This window comes from Chryseobacterium sp. FR054, assembly GCF_056844565.1.
The window spans coordinates 1174438-1194233 of sequence record NZ_JBXDSA010000001.1; the positions used below are offsets into that span (position 1 = coordinate 1174438).

At 39.3% G+C, this 19796-nt stretch carries 16 protein-coding genes; 8 read left to right on the plus strand and 8 right to left on the minus strand.

The features are described 5' to 3' along the window. Positions 1-455 precede the first annotated feature (455 nt). The 8 genes from AC106S_RS05425 to AC106S_RS05460 all read right to left on the minus strand — a co-directional run bounded on the left by AC106S_RS05425 (position 456) and on the right by AC106S_RS05460 (position 11642). Positions 456-2048 (minus strand): hypothetical protein, encoded by a 1593-nt coding sequence (locus AC106S_RS05425; protein ID WP_482438064.1) that lies wholly within the window; start codon positions 2046-2048, stop codon positions 456-458. Further along, the gene (locus AC106S_RS05430) at positions 2048-2983 is read right to left on the minus strand and encodes a hypothetical protein (RefSeq protein WP_482438065.1); all 936 of its coding nucleotides are present in this window, start codon (positions 2981-2983) and stop codon (positions 2048-2050) included. Before AC106S_RS05430 ends, AC106S_RS05425 begins: the two co-directional genes overlap by 1 nt. 3 nt (positions 2984-2986) lie before the next feature. Further along, positions 2987-4012 carry a death domain-containing protein gene (locus AC106S_RS05435; protein WP_482438067.1) on the minus strand — a complete coding sequence of 342 codons (1026 nt, stop codon included), beginning with the start codon at positions 4010-4012 and terminating at the stop codon, positions 2987-2989. A gap of 141 nt (positions 4013-4153) precedes the next feature. Beyond that, positions 4154-6547 carry a GmrSD restriction endonuclease domain-containing protein gene (locus AC106S_RS05440; RefSeq protein WP_482438069.1) on the minus strand — a complete coding sequence of 798 codons (2394 nt, stop codon included), beginning with the start codon at positions 6545-6547 and terminating at the stop codon, positions 4154-4156. Between the two features lie 3 nt (positions 6548-6550). Then, entirely contained in the window at positions 6551-8461 is a 1911-nt protein-coding gene (locus AC106S_RS05445; RefSeq protein WP_482438070.1) for a DUF262 domain-containing protein, read from the minus strand. Positions 8462-8588: 127 nt separating this feature from the next. Continuing rightward, entirely contained in the window at positions 8589-9311 is a 723-nt protein-coding gene (locus AC106S_RS05450) for an FAD-binding oxidoreductase (protein WP_482438071.1), read from the minus strand. An 82-nt stretch (positions 9312-9393) separates the two neighbouring features. Then, entirely contained in the window at positions 9394-10275 is an 882-nt protein-coding gene (locus AC106S_RS05455) for a helix-turn-helix domain-containing protein (protein ID WP_482438072.1), read from the minus strand. A gap of 86 nt (positions 10276-10361) precedes the next feature. Further along, positions 10362-11642 (minus strand): retropepsin-like aspartic protease, encoded by a 1281-nt coding sequence (locus AC106S_RS05460; protein ID WP_482438073.1) that lies wholly within the window; start codon positions 11640-11642, stop codon positions 10362-10364. A gap of 1107 nt (positions 11643-12749) precedes the next feature. Here AC106S_RS05460 and AC106S_RS05465 point away from each other — a divergent pair. The 8 genes from AC106S_RS05465 (at position 12750) to AC106S_RS05500 (ending at position 19654) form a co-directional block, all read left to right on the plus strand. Continuing rightward, on the plus strand, positions 12750-13886 hold the full coding sequence (locus AC106S_RS05465) for an AAA family ATPase (RefSeq protein ID WP_482438074.1): 1137 nt from the start codon (positions 12750-12752) through the stop codon (positions 13884-13886). Beyond that, the gene (locus tag AC106S_RS05470) at positions 13876-14835 is read left to right on the plus strand and encodes a hypothetical protein (RefSeq protein WP_482438075.1); all 960 of its coding nucleotides are present in this window, start codon (positions 13876-13878) and stop codon (positions 14833-14835) included. Before AC106S_RS05465 ends, AC106S_RS05470 begins: the two co-directional genes overlap by 11 nt. A 31-nt stretch (positions 14836-14866) precedes the next feature. Further along, the gene (locus tag AC106S_RS05475; protein WP_482438076.1) at positions 14867-16168 is read left to right on the plus strand and encodes a radical SAM protein; all 1302 of its coding nucleotides are present in this window, start codon (positions 14867-14869) and stop codon (positions 16166-16168) included. A 23-nt stretch (positions 16169-16191) separates the two neighbouring features. Continuing rightward, a complete protein-coding gene (locus AC106S_RS05480; protein ID WP_153394110.1) occupies positions 16192-16392 on the plus strand; it encodes a hypothetical protein in 201 nt (66 codons plus the stop codon). Positions 16393-16407: 15 nt separating this feature from the next. Further along, positions 16408-16608 carry a hypothetical protein gene (locus AC106S_RS05485; protein ID WP_153394110.1) on the plus strand — a complete coding sequence of 67 codons (201 nt, stop codon included), beginning with the start codon at positions 16408-16410 and terminating at the stop codon, positions 16606-16608. An 87-nt stretch (positions 16609-16695) separates the two neighbouring features. Next, on the plus strand, positions 16696-17643 hold the full coding sequence (locus AC106S_RS05490) for a hypothetical protein (RefSeq protein WP_482438077.1): 948 nt from the start codon (positions 16696-16698) through the stop codon (positions 17641-17643). Positions 17644-17726: 83 nt separating this feature from the next. Then, positions 17727-18239 carry a GNAT family N-acetyltransferase gene (locus tag AC106S_RS05495; protein ID WP_482438078.1) on the plus strand — a complete coding sequence of 171 codons (513 nt, stop codon included), beginning with the start codon at positions 17727-17729 and terminating at the stop codon, positions 18237-18239. Positions 18240-18424: 185 nt separating this feature from the next. Beyond that, positions 18425-19654 (plus strand): MFS transporter, encoded by a 1230-nt coding sequence (locus AC106S_RS05500; RefSeq protein ID WP_482438079.1) that lies wholly within the window; start codon positions 18425-18427, stop codon positions 19652-19654. The last annotated feature ends 142 nt before the right edge of the window (positions 19655-19796 follow it).

Here is a 19796-nt window from a genome sequence, read left to right on the forward strand (position 1 = left end):
CTGTGAAGCTGATTACGCCTCAGAATGATTTTGATTTTGGTTTTAGTCTTTTTCATATTCTTATTAATATCTGGTTTGGGTACATTAAATTTTTATTCAGTTATAATTCTGTAAAAACCTAATATTTTTTAGTTATTATGCATAATTTTATTAAAATTCACTACATCATTTATTATTTTATGAATTTTATTCCTCAATTGATTCTGAAACAAAAGTATCAGGGGGCAACGTCAAAACTTGACGCATTATATTTTATTTTCGGAAAGGATTTTTTTAGTAAAAAAGATCACGGGTGGAAATTCAGTTTTTCAGGAAATCTGCCTGTAATAAATGGATCATCCATTTATCTTACGGCAAAAATATCAGGAGCCGGCGACAAAACCTGACGTTATATATGAAAAAGACAGCCCGGAAAAGTAAATTTCCGGGCCGTCTTTTTTGCATTCAACCGATATTTAAAGTGGGCTGTAATTGGGCACTGTTTTTAAGGTATCCACCCAGACCGTATCTGAGTTTTTGATGTTAAAACTGGCTGTATTCATAAGGTAAAGTCTCTCTTTATAATCTTTTTTCTGATGTCTGTAATAATCTTTGATGGTGGAAGGGTTAAGATTATAGATCGCACCAACCAGGCTGTCGATTTTTGTTCCGGACCTCACTTTTTTCGAGATCAGGATTCTGTCGTTATCATTCAGCTGGCCGTTCGGAGCCGGATTCAGCTTTAAAGCCGGTTCCTGTATGGCTGCTGCCGGATAATCCGGTTTTACCGCTGAAGCAGTGTCTGCCGGATCTGTATTTTCAGAAACTGAAGCCTCAGTATAAGGCAGTTCCAGCTTTTTGTCCTTATAGAAAAATACGAAACAGGAAGCATAGGAGCCTACCAGCAGGAACAGCAGAATGAAAGTCATTATTTTGTAGGGATTTCTCCGGGATCCTTTTTCCCTGTTCTGTCCGGTATTGAATTCTGCCAAAGGATTTTCCGGCAAGGAATTCTGTTTTAAAGTTCCCGGTCCTGTCTGGCCGGAAAACGACAGCGTATTCAGGGAAGAAACATCCTTATTCCTGCTGATTGCAGCACTCAGCATTTTTTTATGTTCCTGGTATTCTTTTCTGACGGTCCCGGTATTTTCTCCGGATTTTAAAGTACGGATCAGTTCCTCTATCTTTTTTGAATACTGATCATATTCTTTGCCGACCGCCTGAACCTGGTCTTTCGATTCCCTTATCTTTTTTTCATTTTCCTGATGACGCTGTGTGTTTCTTTCAATCTGCCGGCTGAGCTCGGTTACCGATTTCTGCTTTCCTTCATTCAGGTCAGCTTTTTCAGCCTCCAGTTCACGGATCAGATTCTGAACTGATCTTTCTTTCTGCTCCTGAAGGACCTGGATTTCATTTTCAAAACCTTCATCGTTAACGATTTTAAAAATCCCTTTCTGCTGCACAAATTCTGCAATCTCACTGCTTTGTGTAAAGTAAACAGTATCATAAACATTGAGAAGCTCAACTGCTTTTACCAGTTTTTCCTTCAGTTCCACCGGATCTGTTATACAGTATACCACCAGGTAATTCCCGTTGAACCGGGTAAAATCCACCTCATCAATACTCTTCAGATGGAATCCCAGCTTATCAAAATCTTTAGGCTTCTGTACGGCAAACTGATCAGAATGCCCCACTGAAATGACTCCTTCTGTAACATTATTTTTTTCGAGATTTTCGTGAAATTCATTCAGGGTTTCAATAACCAGGCCTTCAGAAGCCGATTTCCCCGAAAACAGCAGACCCGATCCGATAAACGTTCCTCCCCTGTTTGAGTTCTGCTCTTTGGCAAATGTATACACGTTATAGGAAATGATACCGCTACCTCCGGCGTAATCTTTCCGCAAGGCATAAATACGGCTGTCAGGAAAAAGCTTGATGGCATCCGTCTTCAGATCGAAGGTCCGGATTTCTTTTGCTATTGCTGCATTTCCTCCGAGTACAAAGGACTGTCTGAAGCCATTCGGATTTCCAAAAGTTCCGAATGCTGTGAAAAAATACGTTCCGTTCATCAGCTTGTAAAACTAAATTTCAGACGTTCCCAAAAGGTTCCTTCGTAATCCAGATCGTATCCTGTAATGCTTCTGTACAGCCATTTGGATAAGACTGCGGCCGTAGAAAGGTCAAGCAGGCTGATCCTCTCCTGTCCCATAGTATTCTGAATGCTTCCTACGGTGTAGTAGGTCTTGCTGAGTCCGTAGGTATCAATCCTCTGTGAAGTCATCGGCAGACGTTCAGAGATGAAAGTATTGAGGGCTCTGGCATCTTCCACGTCCATTCTTCCTGATTTATCCCATTTGGAAATGACCAGAATAGCGTTTACAGATTTCAGGTTTTTTCCTTTTCTTTCCAGCTCATCCAGGAACTCGTTGATCAGTGAGTCGTCCCTATGGGCAGATTCATAGCTTGTAACAATAATGAAGGTAAGCGGGATATTCGCATTCAGAAACGATTCTATGCTGCTGTGATAGCTTCCTCCCCTTCTGATGTCTTTATGGTTTTCTCCTGATGTTTCCAGAAAAGTAAGATCTATGGGCCCCACTCTTTTGGACCTGTTATTCGGTTCAAATACCAGATCCAGGCGGGTTACCTGATCTCTTGTGGTTCTGTTCGGAAGGATTCCCTGACGTATATTTTCGAAAAAATCGGAAAGAAGTACATTGGCTTCTTTTGTATTGGGAGTTCCCAGTTTTGGTCTGAGTACCCCGGCATGGGCTCTCAGATAATACAGCATTGATGACAGGATCACCGATTTACCTGATTCTGCGGTTCCGAAGAAGAAAACAAAATTGCTGTCCTTGTTTTTAATGTCATCTGAAATGGTTCTTGCAATGGGAATAAAGTCTTCCGGAGTGTTGTTATTATTTTCAAATGAAAGAGGTTTTAAAGGCTGGCTTATATCATTATCAAAAGACAATGGTTTCAGGTGGTCGTTATTATTTTCCATGATTTAGCTGTTAGGAATTAAAGTATTACCGCTTCTCTTGTTTCTGAAGACACTGCCTCCGCTGTTTCTTCCGTTATCAGGACTGGTGACCAACAGGATGATAATAACGATCACAAAATCAAGTAAAATACATCCTGCCAGTACAACAAACTGGTACATTCCGAAATTCTTTACCGCATGCTCAAATGCAAAACCGATTTTCCCGACTTCCTGGGTTTGGGAGGCGGCCGGTTCAAAATGCATTTTTTCGGCACCCAAAACGTTCTGGGCACGGCTTCCCAGCTTATTGTATTCTGCCAGTGATTCATCAATCAGTCCCTGAGACAGGAGGTCTTTGTCTTTTTTAGGCAATAATAAAAGCTCCTGGATATTTTTACTCCATTTTGAAGCTGCATTATTAATATCCGTTTTTAAAACTCTTTCTTCAGGAGACAGGTCTGAAATGATATTGTCGATCTGCCTTCCCATTCTTTCTGCCAGGTCTTCGTAGTCATTCCCTACCGGTGTGAGGAGATCAACTTTTTGCCCGGTAAGTTTTTCTATATCGCTGATGAGTGCCTGGGCACGGGTTCCGATCCCCTTGTTCCCGGGGTCTTTGATCTGTTCCATGAGCTGTTTTTTCTTGATCTCAATATTCTGGGTGGTTGCTTTGTTGTATTTATAGCTCAGCCTTGATTCTACGTCACTTTCCAGAGCTGTGTAGAGTTTATTGATTTCCCGGAGCTCATTGGTGTAGATATCTGTTTTCATAAACCGGGTATAAAGCGCATTAAAGTTGGCAATAAAACAGAATGAAGCTATAAAAATATAGATCCCTACGAGGCTCCCGGTGGGTTTCCCTTCAAGTTTGGCATTTCTGAGCATCCAGCACAGAAAAAGGAGTAAGAGGGACAAAACGAGAGCGATCACGAATGAAGCCGGTCCAAAGATCTGCTGCAATCCCAGCCAGGTCTGATAAAAGCTTACGCTGATGAGAAGCAGTGCGAGAATCCCCAGAAAGAGATCCGCGGGTGTGGTTTTTCTATTCATAAGTATTGAGTTGTTGTTTTCAGATTTTTATACTCTTTTATAATGCCCGAAACTACAAACAAGCTCAAAAAAAAAATTACGGCTTCCCGTAATTTAAAATATTTAACCTGAATCTTATTAAGAAAATCCTGGAACCGGAAGTTACTGTTCAGTTATAATGACTGACTCCGCCATGATTCTGATATGCTCCATAACTTCATAAAGGCTATAAAAACGGCCGGTTTCATTACCTGTTTCTTCATCTTCAGTAAGGAAAACATCTTCAGCGGGGAACAGCCTCAGCCTTTCATTTCCGATAAGGATCGAGGGACTGTTTTCCCAGCCTTTGGTATGACGTATTATCACAGCATCATTATCTGAAAAGGAGCTCATCTTCATGTATTCGCAGAGCAGATCATTAAAGTAACCTCCCGTATTGCTCGCATTGAGCTGATACCCGTATTTTTCATTGGCCAGCCTTATATAACCATAATCGCCATATTCAAACAGATCTTTGCAGTAGATATACAGCTGATGGTATTTCAGATCCGGGAGTTTCTGCCGTCTAAAATCAGATTCCGGATTCTGCCTGATAAACCGTGCAATGATCAACTCTAAAGAATCTGCAATATTGTGTTCATTATAGAGCGGATCATTCACCAGAGCGGTCAGTATCTGATTTTTCCCACTGTCTGTAAGGAAACCCAGCCAGTTTTCTCTTCTGGATCTGTATGCTTCTCCATCATTTCTGAAAAATGACCTTTTATTTCCGCCTTTGTTTGCAAAATAGTTTCCGAAAGTCAGTAAAGCCCTCTGCAGCAGATAATTTTCATGATTTAAAATTTCATTTTTAAATAAAGGTCCTATTTTTTCGCTGTAATGTGTAAACAGATCTTTATCATTACCTGACATTTTCAGCAGAAATCCTATTTTTCCTTTAAAATAAGGATGGGCTTCTGTTTTGCGGATCAGCATATTCCAGGAATCACCGGAGGTTTTATCAGATTCCGAACAGATCAGCTCTGATTTTAAAATTTCTTCCTCTATCTGGTCTTTCGTAAAGACAGATGTGAATGTATCTGTATTGGCCGTTGAAAGCCATTGGTGAATATCATGAGTACCTTGTGCAAGGTATCGGTTAATATCCCTGATGTCTTTCAAAGCGTTTTTATACAGCAGGGCACTGTCGAAAGTCTGGTTATGGTATAAATTGGATAATACCCTGTAATATTCATCAAAACGGTCTCTGTCAAAGGTTAAATGAGAATTTTCTTCTATATAGGCGATGATGATATAATTTTTAATCAGATCTGTCCATACCATCCTCGATGTTCCATTAAACAGGAATTTGAAGAATTTGGAAATTTCTCCATAATTTTCCATTCCGGAAACATTTTCTGAACAGTAATTCAAAATATTAAAATAAACAGGAAGCCTGTCTCTGAACTCCTCCTTATAGATCATTTCAAAATCAAAATTTGCCGTATTATTGAGGATACTCTCGATAATCTCTCTATTTTCACCTTCTTTAAAGGCAGAATTTACCAGATCTGTTTTCAGGACAAGATCCGTCAGGTACAGGATTTTAAAAAAATTAAAATAAGCCATGTCTATTTCAAAGACCGTTTCATCCTTATAGGTCCAGAACAGGTCATTCCATTCAACATCAAATTTCAAGGAATCTCTTGTCCATCGTTCTTTACTGATCCAGTTTTTATATTCAATCTTTTCGAAGAGCCAGGCTTTAAAATTTTCAAATTCGCTGAGTTCTTTCCCCCGGGCATTCATTTTTACGTACAGATCATCGGAGAGGCCGAGATCTTTAAGATTGAGAAAATCAAAATGGAGAATTTCCCGGTCCGTCAGATTAGTCCAGATCAGCCGCCAGTAATCCGGATCGGTTTTATTTTTAAAATAGCCATGTATTTCTTCAAGCACATTCAGCATAGATTCTACGGTAGGATCATCCAGCCATGTATTGGAAAATGTTTCATGATTGATGATCTCGTCTTTCAACAAATCTTTAAAGAGAAACTCAACGTTTTTACTGCAAAGCATTTCTATAAAAAGTTCCGTACTTTTTCTGGTCTTATAACGGAATCTTTTCAGCAGCTCTATCTGTTCTCTGTTTCCTAGTTTTGAAAGTACATACCAGTGTATCAGGAACAGAGCAGTAAGTCTCTGCTGCCCATCCAGCGGAATCAGAAATATGCTCTGTCCGTTATCATTGCTTTTAGCGGCCACACCGGTTTCCGGAACAATAAGGTCTATACTGTCTGCATAATCCCGGATACTTTTCAGAAGCGATGTAATGGCCAATGAGTTTTTCCGGATTTCTTCCTGATTCTTTTCTCCGTAAATTTTTCCGTAGATAAAATCAAGCCTTAACGGACTACTTTTCTCCAGTGCCGACAGCAGCGCAGTGATGAATTTTTTTCTGATAACCGGTATTCTGCCATTTTCCCTTCCCTGTGCATAATCCCTCTGTATCGCAGGAATTTCAATACCTATACCTGTAAGTATTTTCCAGAATGTAATATATTGTTGATCTGTCATGATTTAAGAATTAAGTGTGGGTAAAAAATAGTTTAATCTTTCTGCAATAAAATTTTTATATTTTTCGCCGTCTTCTCCCGACCACTGTTCCAGTTTAAGATTTTCTGAAAATGTTTTATTAAACGCGTTAAGGGTTTCAACAGGAATAAATACGGGTTCAGGTTTATCCTTATCATTTCTTCCTTCTCTGTCGAACCTCAGTATCCTGGATCTTTTTATTTTAAACAGATGATTGCTTAATGAACTGTTGGTATTCCGGTCCAGCAGGACCAGATTTGAGATCTGATGGGTTTTGTCTTCGAAAGATTCTACCAGTTGATCCACCTGTTCCTGCAGTTCTTTATCTTTTTTGAGTTCCGGAAAACTTCCCTTACGTTCCAGTTCAGTAATTATTTTTCCTTCTTCCGCAGATATTCCGGATTTTTCTTTCCTGTATTCCAGCTGATCTTTAATCCAAAATACATACTGCTCAAAATTTTCAGGATTTTGGGGTTTCTGCGGAACAATATGTTCTATGCTCCATTCCTCACTGACATACAGCTCGAACGGAAATTTATTGGATGACATTTTGCCTACATAATACAGCACATTGTAAAGAAGAAGTACATTCTGGGTCTGTTTATAAAAACGGTTATAATGAAGATTTTCAACGGCATAAGCCATAACGTCGTGTCCGTCTTTTCTTACGGGCTTCCCGAATTCTTCCCTGATCCGGTCTTTAAGCTTTTCCCGGAAAACCTCTTTGGATATTCCTTTACTCAACTCCAGAATATGCCGGAGACTGCTTAAACCCGTCACGGTAAGATAACCTACATAATGAAAGAAAAATGAATCATTATACCAATCTACCAGCTTATTGAAGAGTTGGATGATTTCATCCCATTTTGCCTGGAACACCCCTTCTCTGTCATTTTTTAACCTATTGAAAAACTCTTCATATTTACGGTAAGCTAAAGTATCGTCGTTATGGGAATTGTGTTCCAGTTTTAAATCAAACAGATAATCAATCCGGGTTCCTTTGTTGTATTTTCCGGAGTCAGGCTGTATAAAGTACCAGAATGTGTCGTCCTGAAGCTTTTTTTCCACCTGATCCCACTCCAGTGCGAAACGGTTGATCTTATATCCGGCAACGGCCTTGCTTTCTTTATTGGAAATATCCAGAATAAACAGGGCTTTAATAAGCTCGGAGGTCGTTAAAGATATTTTCCCCTTATTGTTGTTCAGAAAAGTTTCAATAACTCCATGATTATCTGCGGTATTGTCTAAAGAATACCAAATTAAGCGGACATGGCGGAGAATTTTTTCAATGAAATCTTTCGTCTTATCTTTTTCCAGACACTGTTCAAACCAGTTTTTGATGTAATAGGCAACGATGAAAAAATGGTAAATATCCACATTGTCAAAATCTTTTTTGCCCATTATAAAGCCTTTCCAGCTGTTGTTGGCTTCTGCTATATATTTATAATTCTTTTCTTTCAGATCTTCGTTTATTGTTGAAGGGATATAATCAAATAGCTCATCCAGTTTTCCAGAAAGAAACTTTTCGCTTTTTTCCCGGATCTTATACTGAATAGAATACTTAATGATATTTTCATTGATACTGATAGAACGCAGGTAATGCAGCAGAATATACATCGTTGTCATTCTCTGCTGTCCGTCAATCACTTCATTTTCCGGATAGAGGCAGTATTCCTTATCATCCGGTTTAATATTCTCTTTTTTATCACCTGTTGGCTTCAGGATTACCGGCTGTATACAGTATATTCCTTTTGTATGGTCAAATTCGTTAATATCATTCAGCAGCTCAAGGATTTCCTTCTTGCCCCATTTGTATCCCCGCTGGTATTTTTCTATGATAAATTTTTTGTCATCTAATCCGCTTATGGGCATCAAAAGCAGTGTATTATTTTTCATGCAGTATGTTTTCAGGTTTGTTTTTATTTTGCCTTCTGCTTTCACAGGACTTTCTGCTAAAACTACCGCAAGTATACTTAAAATCTTTAATTACTGATTACGGGAACACTCATTTTGTAAAAAAACTTTACAGCCCTTTCTTTCCCTCGATCCAGTAGGCCTGCGACCTTATACATAGAGAAGAAACTCCCTTTGCTTTCAGAAATTTGCGGACCAGGGACATGGTGGCTCCGTTTCCGGTAAGATAAAATACAACCTCATCATTGCTTATGGCTTCCTTTTCTTCTCTCAGAAAGTCGTTTAGGGCTTCTATGATTTCTACCGGAGAATTTTTAGCACTATGGTAGCCGAAAAGTCCCAGCATTTCCAGTGCAGCGGGATTTTCAAGTTCGTGAAGGCATACAAAAGAACTTCCTGTTTCTTCTGCCGCTTCTTTAATAGAGAGAGAACTTCCCAACGAGGTTTCATCGCCCACAGAAAAATGAATTTTAGCCCCGGAGGCAAAAAAACGTTTTCCCCTGGGTATCAGGATTTTTATAAAATCACCGGGGGACAGGCTGCTGATGAAGCTGCTTCCGGCCGCTTTATGATCATGAAGATGAAATACCACCTCAAAAGTTCCTTCTTCCCTGTTGAAACTGAAAGGAGAATAATTGCGGAAATCTCTCTCATTCACGCGGATTCCGATGGCATAGCCTGGTTCAAAATCTATGTTTTTCAGATCGGTGCTGAAGCGCAGTCTGAGGAGGTTTTCTGAAACAGATTCTATTGAAGTAACAGTACATTCTTTAAATTTGGAGGACCAGACGTTTTCTACGGTGTCATTGATCCATTTCGGCAAACTTGGCATCTTTATTTTTTACTGCAAAGGAAGCCTGAAAATGAAAATACTGCGATAGCGGTTTCGGGGTATTGATTGGACAAAACGCGGTTTACCTCTGTTTTTGATGTGCTTCCCTGAATTCAGTCGGTGATTTTCCCTCCAGCCTGGAAAACAGCCTTGTAAAATAAGCATGGTCGCTGTATCCGAGTCCGTATGCAATCTCTTTTACAGTAAGGCCGGTAAAAAACAGGGATCTTTTGGCTTCGGTCAGCATTTCCTGATGGATCCAGAATTGAGCTGATTTTCCGGTCACCTCACGCACAACCTCTGTAAGGTAGCTTCTTGAAATATTCAGAAGCCCTGCATAACCGGATGGACTTTTCAGGGTTCTAAAATTCCTTCTTACCAGAATTCTGAATGCTCTGGTGAGCTGAAGTGAGCGGCTTTCGCCTGATATTTCCGGATCTGCATTCTGTGTATAAATAAAAGCATACATTCCTGTGAAAGCACTGAGCAGAGACCTTATTACCAAAATTCCCTGTTTATCAGAGAGCATTTCATCTGTACTGCACTTATGTAACACCTCAGCGGAACGGTTCAGCCGGTCTATCCATTCCTGTACTACGGGTAATGGCTCTATTTCGGCCAGGGATTCTTCAAATACCGCACGTACAGGCTCCGGAACCAGATCTGTTTTTACTGCTGCAAACCATCCGGAAACATCTTTCATCAGAAGTCCCTGATGGACCTGCCCGGGCAGCACACAGAATATACAGGCCCCTTCTGCCTCCACCCTGTTGAAATCTACCATCATTTTCACGTGGCCGCTTTCCATAAAGGTGAAAATATAATGGCTGTCGCGATGAACTCCTTTATCCAGAAGGATTTCTTCGGAATGCCTGGTTCTGTTTTCCATTCTTTCGACAATAAACCCGTGCCGGGAGATGTCGTCCAGATCATAAGTAGGAATAGATTGTTTTACTTTGGGCATGATACAGATGCATTAAGAGAATGAAAACCGGAGGAATTTTTTACAGGACTTTCAAATCAAGCCACTTGATTTTCCGGTTCCTGATATTATTCAAATTTAATGAACATCTGATCAAAGTTCAGGGTAAGTTTCTGAAAGCTGTTAATAACGTCCTGGCCTATATTCCCGTATACTTTATGTTTACCGAAGTTTTCTTTCAGGACACTTACCTTATTGAGGGTTAATTTTTTATCTAAAATATGAAAAACAGCCTCAATTTCGGCTCCGTTATACGTTTTGGTTCCTCCTGCTCCGCCAAAACTGATCGGGACAGTCTTATAATTCTGATCGATCAGCTGTTTATTTTTAAGATAATAAGGGTAATACAGCATGGAACGTTCGGCCCCGGTATCGAAACTGAAATGCATACCGTCCATCCCGATCATCGGGGTAAGCCCGTCAATTGCCATATTGGAAGGAGCACTTACTGCCGTTTCTTTTTCAGGGACGATAAAATAGCCGTCTTTTGTCATCTGTATTTCTTTAAAAGATTCAATGACAGGAAAGCCTAAAATACCGTGGATCTGATAACTGATCTGCGGAAAAGCCAGTGCAGAGTCCGGGAACACAAGAAATACTGCATTTTCAACTGTAATATTCCCCAGGGTCATCTTTTTACATACTGCCAGGTCAGCCATTACCGATGCTCCCGTAATAGCATCCACTTTAATGCCGGCAGGAATCACTTTCATCTGAAAACGTCTGGCCGCAGATTCTGTAATCACGGATAAATTGGCCCCTGTATCGAAAATAAAACCGTCAGAATCTCCGTTTATTTCTACCTTGAGGTTCTTCAGTCCTGCTTTGTCTTTTTCCATTTTCAGGGTTGTGGTACTTCTGATCTCCGTTTTCTGTCCGGGCTGATCCTCCAGTGCTGTCCAGATCTTCAATGTATTTTCAAGATCTTCTTTTTCCTCTTGAGAAAGCAGTTTACCGTATTTGGCCTGTATGGTTTTCAGTATATTTCCGGCAGATGCATACTTATACTGTTTCATCGCATTGTCTTCCCGGATTCTGTAAAGCTTCAGCATGAGTGAATCCGGAAGAGGGGAACCTGAGCCGAAGAGCGAAGCGGCTTTCTGTTCTGAAAGTTCCGGTTGATTGAAGGCATTGTACAATATTGCTTCTGTGAAATCTTTATATCCCTTCGGGAACTGTTTTTTCTCTGCTTCAAACCGTTTTTCAGCATTAAAAAAATCCTTCTTCTGTATAAGGTTATACACTTCATTAAAAGAAGACAGCTGCTGGGCATAAAACCATTGGGAAGCTGTGATACAGATGACAGCCAATATTGTTTTTATCTTATTCCTGAATATATGGGTAAACATATTTTTAATCTTTTTAATGGTTAATTCCCGATAAGTCCAAAGTTTATGAATAAGACCACGGCTCCGGGCATAAAAACGGGAGTTCGTGAGAGGATCATATTCTGTTGATTAATTCCGGAATCTGATGCTCTGTTTTTTAAGAAAAATTCCTTACCAGCCATATCCGGTCTCCCGACGGGTTTCTCCCGACAAAGATAGGCTTCCGGAAAATAAAAAGAATTATTTTTTTTCGCCGTATTTCAATATATCAGTATCTATTTTGATTACATCTCCTTTAAAATACGTTTTTCCAATTCAAAAACTCCCATGTATAAAGGGTTTCAGACAACAATAAAAATAATTAAATAATTCCTTTGATTGTGATAAATATTTTGTATATTGCATTAACAAATCAACATTAAATATTTTTTTTTATGAAAAAAGCAGTTCAATTTACTGCCGCAGACATCGTCGCCGGCACAGGTATTTCAGGGTTTGTATAACCGAAAGACTGTTTCCCTGTTACAGAAAACAATATCTGATCTTCTGTGATAATGGTACAGACCTTCCGCTAAAAAACAATAATCTGAAAATGCAGTCTGCTTACCTGCAGACAAGCCTGAGCACTCTCAGGCAGAGAAAAACTCTAAATATTTGGGAATCTGTAATTTCCAATTAAGATTTGAAGATCCGTCTTCAAATCCTGATTCTACCGGAATATCAATGGGTATTCAACTGGAAAATTAATCATCAATCATCCGCTTATAGTAAGATAGATCTAAAAAGACTAATCATAGGTCAAGGTTATATTCTTATCTGTAATATAACCTATATACCTTTCTGAAAACGGTAAAATTCTGTTGTTTAAGTTCAGAAGTTTAATTGCTTCCCGGCTGAAGCCAGACCGGACATGTCATACTATGAAATTACTGAAACGGTTTAAGTTGGCAGCAGTTCTTTTCTATGCTTCTTTTCAGTCTGTCTCCGGAATTTAAACCAATACAGATTATAAATTCATATCAGTCTTTACTCATATGGCCCATCACTTTTGTGATTATTTCAAAGCATCCCCGACATTATATATACAATTAGTTCAGTCATCATCAACCATTAAAGCACTACCCTCCAATGGAAAACGTTAAACTTCATATTTCGGCAATTGACAGGTATGCTGTTAATTTTAATGAAAATGCAAAATCCAATCGCTATGATCCGGTTTTTTACAGAAATATTGAGATCAAGAAAATTATTGAAACATTGTGCAGAAGAATTAAAAACAACGTTATTCTTCTGGGGCATCCCGGGGTGGGAAAAACGGCCATTGTAGAATGTATAGCCCAGATGATTGTGAGGGATGAGGTTCCTGATATGCTTCGGAATAAAAAAGTATACGGAATCAAAATGTCTACCATGCTGGCCGGAACAAGCTATCGAGGGGAGTTTGAGGAAAGAGCGGAAGAACTCCTGAAAGAAATAGGCCGCAGCGAGGTGATCCTCTTTATTGATGAGCTGCATACCATTATGAAGGCCGGAGCTTCCGAAGGATCGGTAGATTTCGTCAATCTGCTCAAACCTTATATAGCCCGGGGTGAAATCCAGCTGATCGGAGCAACCACTTTTATGGAGTATCAGAGTTCTGTTTTTTTAGATAAAGCATTAGACAGACGGTTTCACAAAGTGACTATTGAAGAGCCTGAAGACTATATCACTTATCTCATCATCAAAAAACTGAAACACAGATATGAGGAGTTTTATAAGATCCTGATCAATGATGAAGCAGTTCTGGAAGCCGTTAAGCTTACCAAAAACATCAATGATTCTTATTTTCCCGATAAAGCGATCGATCTTATGGACCTTGCCTGCTCAAGCCTTGTCATGAGCAGTGAATTTAAATATTCCGATGCTCTTATTGAACTGGAATATAAAGAAGATTTTCATGACCACCTAAATAACGACCCACTCTTCAAAGATATCTTTAAGCATAGAAACAATATCGATATCGGCAGCATAAAAGAGGCCAAAAAAAAGATCACTGAAGCCTTTGAAAGCAATAAAAAGAAATTTACTGAACAAAAAAAGAAATTAAAGCTGCTGAACTCATATATAAAAGAAGCCAGCTCCATGAAAAAACAGGGCTATGATTCTAAATCAGAAGAAATACTGGAGCTTATCGTTCCTTCTATCATGAGCGATATTCAGGATCATAAAGTGGAACTGACAAAGGAATTTATCAACTTATTTTATACCCAAAGCTATGGAAGATAATATCACCTACAAACTGAAACAGGTATGTGTACAAAATCCTATTTTCGGTCCCCGAAATCTGGGGCATTACTGGGGTTCCATGAAGGATTTTATCAACAGCCAGGATCAACATGACTCCTATCTTGTTATTGATGATGTCATGGCCATACTGATGAATCCAAAAGAAGCTGAAGCTATTAAAAACAGAACTTATTTTGTACTGCAGGATTTTATCAACTGTGGCTATAATTTTGAAAAGAACCATATTGTTCTCACAAGTTCCTTTATGCCGGAAATTATGGAACTCATCATTTTTTATGCAGATTTTATAGATTTTAAGTTTTGCCATTATCTGTACGAAAATTCATTTTTAGGAGGGCTCAAGTCTTATCAGAGAGATGAACTTGGTCTTAATATGTACCCCTCCGTTTTTGAGCTGCTCTATCCTCAACTGAGCATCCCCGCTGTTTCATTCGCGCTGGAAACCGAACTCTTTATGGGGGGAGAAGAAATCATAGGCTATACCTATATTATGAATATCATTAAAAATAATATCAAAAAAGTATACAACGACTATAATTATCCTCCCCTGTATGAACCTGCAAGAAACGGCTATGTTTTAGGTCTGGACGGAGAGTATATGTTTCAGCATAACAGTATTTTTTTGTCGGAAGATGAAGATTCCCTGATCGGAAAAATTGAGAAAATTGATAATAAGAAGGTCATTGAGGACTGGCTGACCTCGGCAGGTCATCAAAATGTGTTTGAATTTTATTCTGCCGATCAGGATTTTACTTATCTCAAAAACCTCCTTAAAGAGATACTGGTTGATGAATTGAGACCTTTCAGGGAAAACCGGCTGGAAATTGACTATCTGGACAAAATTATTACCAGCAATTATGACTCTGTAAAAGATCAGTTTTCCAGCCATATCAGCACTCTGAAAAGAGAAATTTATAATGTCCTCTGAAAAAACTTAACTACCAAAAAAACAAAATAATATGGAAAGATTCATCTTAAGCCCACAGCTAAAGGTACGGAAAGAAGGTTTCGGCTGCATTGTTCTCATTAATAAAAGAAAATCAGTCCGGTTTTTCAATAAGCTCGGTTACCAGATCATCCTGGCTTTGAAATCGCCTAAAAGTATCGCCGAGATCTATGAAAAAATTTCAGAAGATTTCGATATTTCCCATGTACCGCCCGAAGAGATCGAAAGTTTTGTCAGCCTTCTGAAAAGAGTTGATATATGTCTGGAATTTGAAAATCAGATTTTTAATGAAGGTCCTGTTTTCTATTTTGAGGATGTTCCCGATGACCATTTTTCGGATGAATATTTTTACGCTCCCCTGGGAGTAGAGATTGAAAGCACCAATAAATGTGCGAGAGAATGTTCTTACTGCTCTTATTTCAGCAATCCACGTGTAGATATTTCCCTGGAATTATCTGTGGAAGAATGGATTCCGGTTATTAAAAACATCTCGGATTCCGGGGTCTATTATGTACGGTTTACCGGTGGAGATCCTTTTACCAGAAGAAATGATCTGCTCGAAATGGTTTCGTATGCAGATCAGCTGGGACTGATGGTTTCCATTGGATCTGATCTGACCCTAACAACTGAAAATGACATCATCTACTTAAGTAAACTGAAGAATTTTGTTTTCCTGCAGACTACACTGGACGGCTCAACACGCGAGCTCTGTGAGCAGTACCGCGGTAAAGGGAATTTCCAGAAGGTGATGAAGGGTATGGATCTGCTTCACAGGCATCATGTCCCGTTTATTGTAGGAACTGTACTTACCAAACATAACAAAAATGACATCTATAATATTGGAAAGCTCATTGCCCCTTACAAGCCGCTGGGGTACAGCTTCGCTCCTCTTTATATAGCCGGAAGGGCTCTGAATCTGGAGAAAGATATGCCCGACAATCAGGAACTGTATGAAGCCAATCTCCAGCTCAAACAGCTTGTGGATGAAAAAATCATCAAACCCGCCGATTCTGCGTGGCAGGAAATTGTAAATGATGTGAGTGAGGATACTTTCAGAAGCCTGATTAATGATCAGCCTCTGCTGACGAGAACCGGAGAACGGCTAATGAGAATCACTCCCCAGGGCCAGTGCTATGTTTCTGTAAAACTTAAAAGAGTGGATGTTGAGAACGATCATGAGTGGAATGCAGGAAGCATTATCGGGAATGACCTTATCCGTATCTGGCAAAAATCTGATAAAATGAACGAATGGAGAAGCCTTACAACCAGTGATAATTATTTCGGAAAAACAGCAAATATTAAGGAATTACTATAATCAACCATCAAAAATTTATTAAAATGAAAACCTTAAAAGAAAACACCAAAGAGATCAAAGGAAAAGTAAAATCCCTTGACAGTAAAGCCACTCCGGTTTTTGAGAATGTAAAGCCTATGCTGAGTACTCCCCTGGAGATCACCAGAGATAAGCTTAGAATGATGAATATGGTAGATGAAAATATCATCATTCACGACAGTGATATCAAACAGGATTGTGAATAAACAAATTTCAAAGCAATGAAAACCCTGAAAGAAAACACCAAAGAAATCAAAGGGAAAGTAAAATCCCTTGACAGTAAAGCCACTCCGGTTTTTGAGAATGTAAAGCCCATGCTGAGTACTCCCCTGGAGATCACCAGAGATAAACTCAGAATGATGAATATGGTAGATGAAAATATCATTATTCATGACAGTGATATAAAACAGGACTGCGAATAAGTCTTATTCAAAATGTAATTCCTTAATAGGATATAGGGACCAATTTATTGGTCTCTATATTTCCCAAATCATAAAAAATTAATAAAAATGGAAAGAAAAAATTTAATCAGTGCACACAACCCTGTAACCGGTCCCAGACATCTGGGCCATTATTTCGGAGCGATGAAATCCCTGGCAGAATCTCAGTATGAATACAATACATTTGTAGTTCTTGATGATCTCCTGGCCTATTTTATGTACCCTAAAGAAAGAGAATACATTCAGAACAGGACTTTATTTGTCGTACAGGATTTTATCAATTCAGGCTTCGATGTAGAAAATAACAATATCCTTCTTACATCAGATATTGCTCATTTATTCCTTGAGCATATGCTGTATTACAGCACCGTCATAGATGTGGAATACTGTAATCATCTGTATCAGAATTCTTTTCTGGGATCTTTGAAATCATATCAGAGAAAGGAACTGGGACTGAGCAACTACCCGTCTGTTACGGAATGGCTTTATCCTCAGATAGGTATTGCTGCAATGGCATTGAGCCTTAATGCAGATTACTTTCAGGGGGGAGAAGAAATCATCGGTTACATTTATATTATGGAAGAGATCGCAGAAAACCTGAAAAGGCGGAATAACATTTCCATCAGTGTTCCCAGGTATCTTCCGTCAAAGATCGGATATATCAACGGAACCGACGGAAAATATATGATTCAGAAGAACTGTGTTTTCCTGAGCGAAGATATAGACGACCTGGAATCAAAGATCATGTCTGTACAGGACAAAAAAGTACTGCAGGAATGGTATAACTCGCTGCACAGGGAAGATCTTTCACAGGCTCTGGAACACAGCGCGTTCAGTCTTGAGGAGAAAATGAAATTTTTCGGTATTCTGGCTGAAGAACTGCGTCCTTTCAGGGAAAACAGGCTTACCAACGAATATTTACTGAATGTACTCGATAAAGGAAAAGAATCCGTAGAAGATATTTTAAAATCTTCTCTGGAACCGCTGAAAAATTCACTCAATATTTACAGTATCTGAGTCCATCAGCGGAAAAACCGTTTTTCTTTCCTACCGTCAGCATGATCAGGTTTTACAGATTTACTTTAAACATTTAATTTACCATGGAAGATACAATCATTTTAAGAAAGCTATCTGTGGATGATGCAGCCACATTAAGCACATTAGCTGACAATAAAAATATATGGGATAATATGAGGGATATATTTCCTCATCCTTATACCCTTAAAGACGCTCTTCAGTTCATTGATATGGTATCTGCAGAAGACCCTCAGCTGACTTTTGCAATAGAATATAACGGGCATTTCGCAGGAATGATAAGCCTTATTAAACAGCCTGACGTTTACAGAAAAAGTGCCGAACTCGGATTCTGGATCGGGGAAAAATACTGGGGAAAAAAAATAGCCAGCAGATCAACAGAAAAACTGATTGACTATGCAGTAAACAACCTGGACCTGAACCGGATCTTTGCAAGAGTATTTGAATACAACACAGCTTCTATGAAAGTACTTAAAAACAGCGGATTCATTGAAGAAAGGGTTTCAATAGATGCCGTTTATAAAAATAATCAGTTCTATGATCTCCATCATTTTTACTTACTCATCAGAAACGTTTAATATGTAATAACCTCCGGAACCTGGAAACCTTCTGCATCAGGATGGGGTTATTATACCCCCTCATCCATGTCCAAAAGACCAGGCAGATGAAATTTCTCAGGCTTCGGAGATTATTCCGTTAAAGTACCGGAAAAAACGGGCTTTTCAGAAAATATGGGCCGGATACCCCGATCTAAAAAACGTGTATGGCTAATATTATTACTTTTTTTTCGGATGCTTATAAAGGACTGGCCAGGGAATCCTGGATGCTGTCCGTTATCATGCTGATCTACCGTTCAGGATCAATGGTTCTGCCGTTTCTTGGGGTTTACCTGACAGAAGAACTGGGCTTTTCCCTGAAAGAAGCAGGAACCGTATTAAGTTTTTACGGCCTGGGAGCGATTCTTGGGGCTTATCTTGGAGGAAGGTTTTCCGACAGAGCCGGGCACTTCAGAGTTCAGGTCATCAGTCTGTTTCTGTGTATTCCCGGACTTTTATTGATTCCTCATATAAAAAATATCTGTTTTCTGTCGTTTGCTCTTTTTTTGCAGAGTACGATCAGTGAGGTCTTTCTCCCTGCCAATGCTGTTGCCATTACCAGATATTCTTCAGCAGAAAACAGGGCCCGTGCATTCTCTCTCAACCGGCTGGCGCTCAACCTGGGATTCTTTATCGGTCCTTCTTTAGGAGGTTTTCTCTCCTCCGTTTCCTATCACCTGATCTTCTATGCAAATGCTGCCGCTGCATGTATCTCCGGAAGTATCATGTACCTGTATTTCAGAAACAAAAGTCAGCCTATCCCCGCCTACAAAACGATTATCGCCCGGAATTTCCGCTCTCCTTACCGGGATACGGCATTTCTTATTTTCATTTCTTTCTGTGTTATTTATGCTTTGTGTCTTATGCAGCTGTTCAGTACACTTCCCTTGTTTTATACATATACCGGACTTTCAAAAATAGAGATCGGAATGATATTCGGCTATTGTGGTATTTTACTTTTTATTGTTGAAATGCCTCTGGTCAACTGGGCCGCAAAAACCTTCAGTACCATTCAAACGGTGGTATTGGGTTTATTCTCACTCTGTACCGGTTATCTGATACTGGCTTTTTATTCAGACCTGTATCTCATTGTTCTGTCAGTTACTTTTATCTCCTTTTCCAATGTACTGGTGATCCCGTTTTTATCAGCCATCACGTCTATCCGGGCAGAAGGTAAAAATATAGGAGCCTATATGGGCTTATTCGGAGGGATATTTTCGATAGCCTTATTCCTTTCTCCAATTCTAGGATCGTTAATTGCCGAAAGTTACGGATTCAGCATACTATGGCTAACCATTTCTTTACTGATAGTAATCTCTTTATCCGGAATCTATTACACATATACCCGGAAACTTACCATAGAAAAGAATCCTGTACCCGAAACCGGGAAAAAATAATATATTTAGCAATTTCGGGAACAGCCATTAACACGAGTTGGGCTTTTACGGGAATCCGTAATAAAAATAAAATAATGAACAGTATATTTACAGTTGAATGGAATTGAAACCATAAAAATATACTTTTAATATTCTATGTCCA

Bases quoted from the DNA above. Each gene is read 5' to 3' on its own strand.
- AC106S_RS05445 (WP_482438070.1), bottom strand. From the start codon at position 8,461: ATGAAAAATAATACACTGCTTTTGATGCCCATAAGCGGATTAGATGAC.
- AC106S_RS05425 (WP_482438064.1), bottom strand. From the start codon at position 2,048: ATGAACGGAACGTATTTTTTCACAGCATTCGGAACTTTTGGAAATCCG.
- AC106S_RS05475 (WP_482438076.1), top strand. From the start codon at position 14,867: ATGGAAAGATTCATCTTAAGCCCACAGCTAAAGGTACGGAAAGAAGGT.
- AC106S_RS05430 (WP_482438065.1), bottom strand. From the start codon at position 2,983: ATGGAAAATAATAACGACCACCTGAAACCATTGTCTTTTGATAATGAT.
- AC106S_RS05470 (WP_482438075.1), top strand. From the start codon at position 13,876: ATGGAAGATAATATCACCTACAAACTGAAACAGGTATGTGTACAAAAT.
- AC106S_RS05455 (WP_482438072.1), bottom strand. From the start codon at position 10,275: ATGCCCAAAGTAAAACAATCTATTCCTACTTATGATCTGGACGACATC.
- AC106S_RS05490 (WP_482438077.1), top strand. From the start codon at position 16,696: ATGGAAAGAAAAAATTTAATCAGTGCACACAACCCTGTAACCGGTCCC.
- AC106S_RS05435 (WP_482438067.1), bottom strand. From the start codon at position 4,012: ATGAATAGAAAAACCACACCCGCGGATCTCTTTCTGGGGATTCTCGCA.
- AC106S_RS05480 (WP_153394110.1), top strand. From the start codon at position 16,192: ATGAAAACCTTAAAAGAAAACACCAAAGAGATCAAAGGAAAAGTAAAA.
- AC106S_RS05500 (WP_482438079.1), top strand. From the start codon at position 18,425: ATGGCTAATATTATTACTTTTTTTTCGGATGCTTATAAAGGACTGGCC.
- AC106S_RS05460 (WP_482438073.1), bottom strand. From the start codon at position 11,642: ATGTTTACCCATATATTCAGGAATAAGATAAAAACAATATTGGCTGTC.
- AC106S_RS05465 (WP_482438074.1), top strand. From the start codon at position 12,750: ATGGAAAACGTTAAACTTCATATTTCGGCAATTGACAGGTATGCTGTT.
- AC106S_RS05440 (WP_482438069.1), bottom strand. From the start codon at position 6,547: ATGACAGATCAACAATATATTACATTCTGGAAAATACTTACAGGTATA.
- AC106S_RS05495 (WP_482438078.1), top strand. From the start codon at position 17,727: ATGGAAGATACAATCATTTTAAGAAAGCTATCTGTGGATGATGCAGCC.
- AC106S_RS05450 (WP_482438071.1), bottom strand. From the start codon at position 9,311: ATGCCAAGTTTGCCGAAATGGATCAATGACACCGTAGAAAACGTCTGG.
- AC106S_RS05485 (WP_153394110.1), top strand. From the start codon at position 16,408: ATGAAAACCCTGAAAGAAAACACCAAAGAAATCAAAGGGAAAGTAAAA.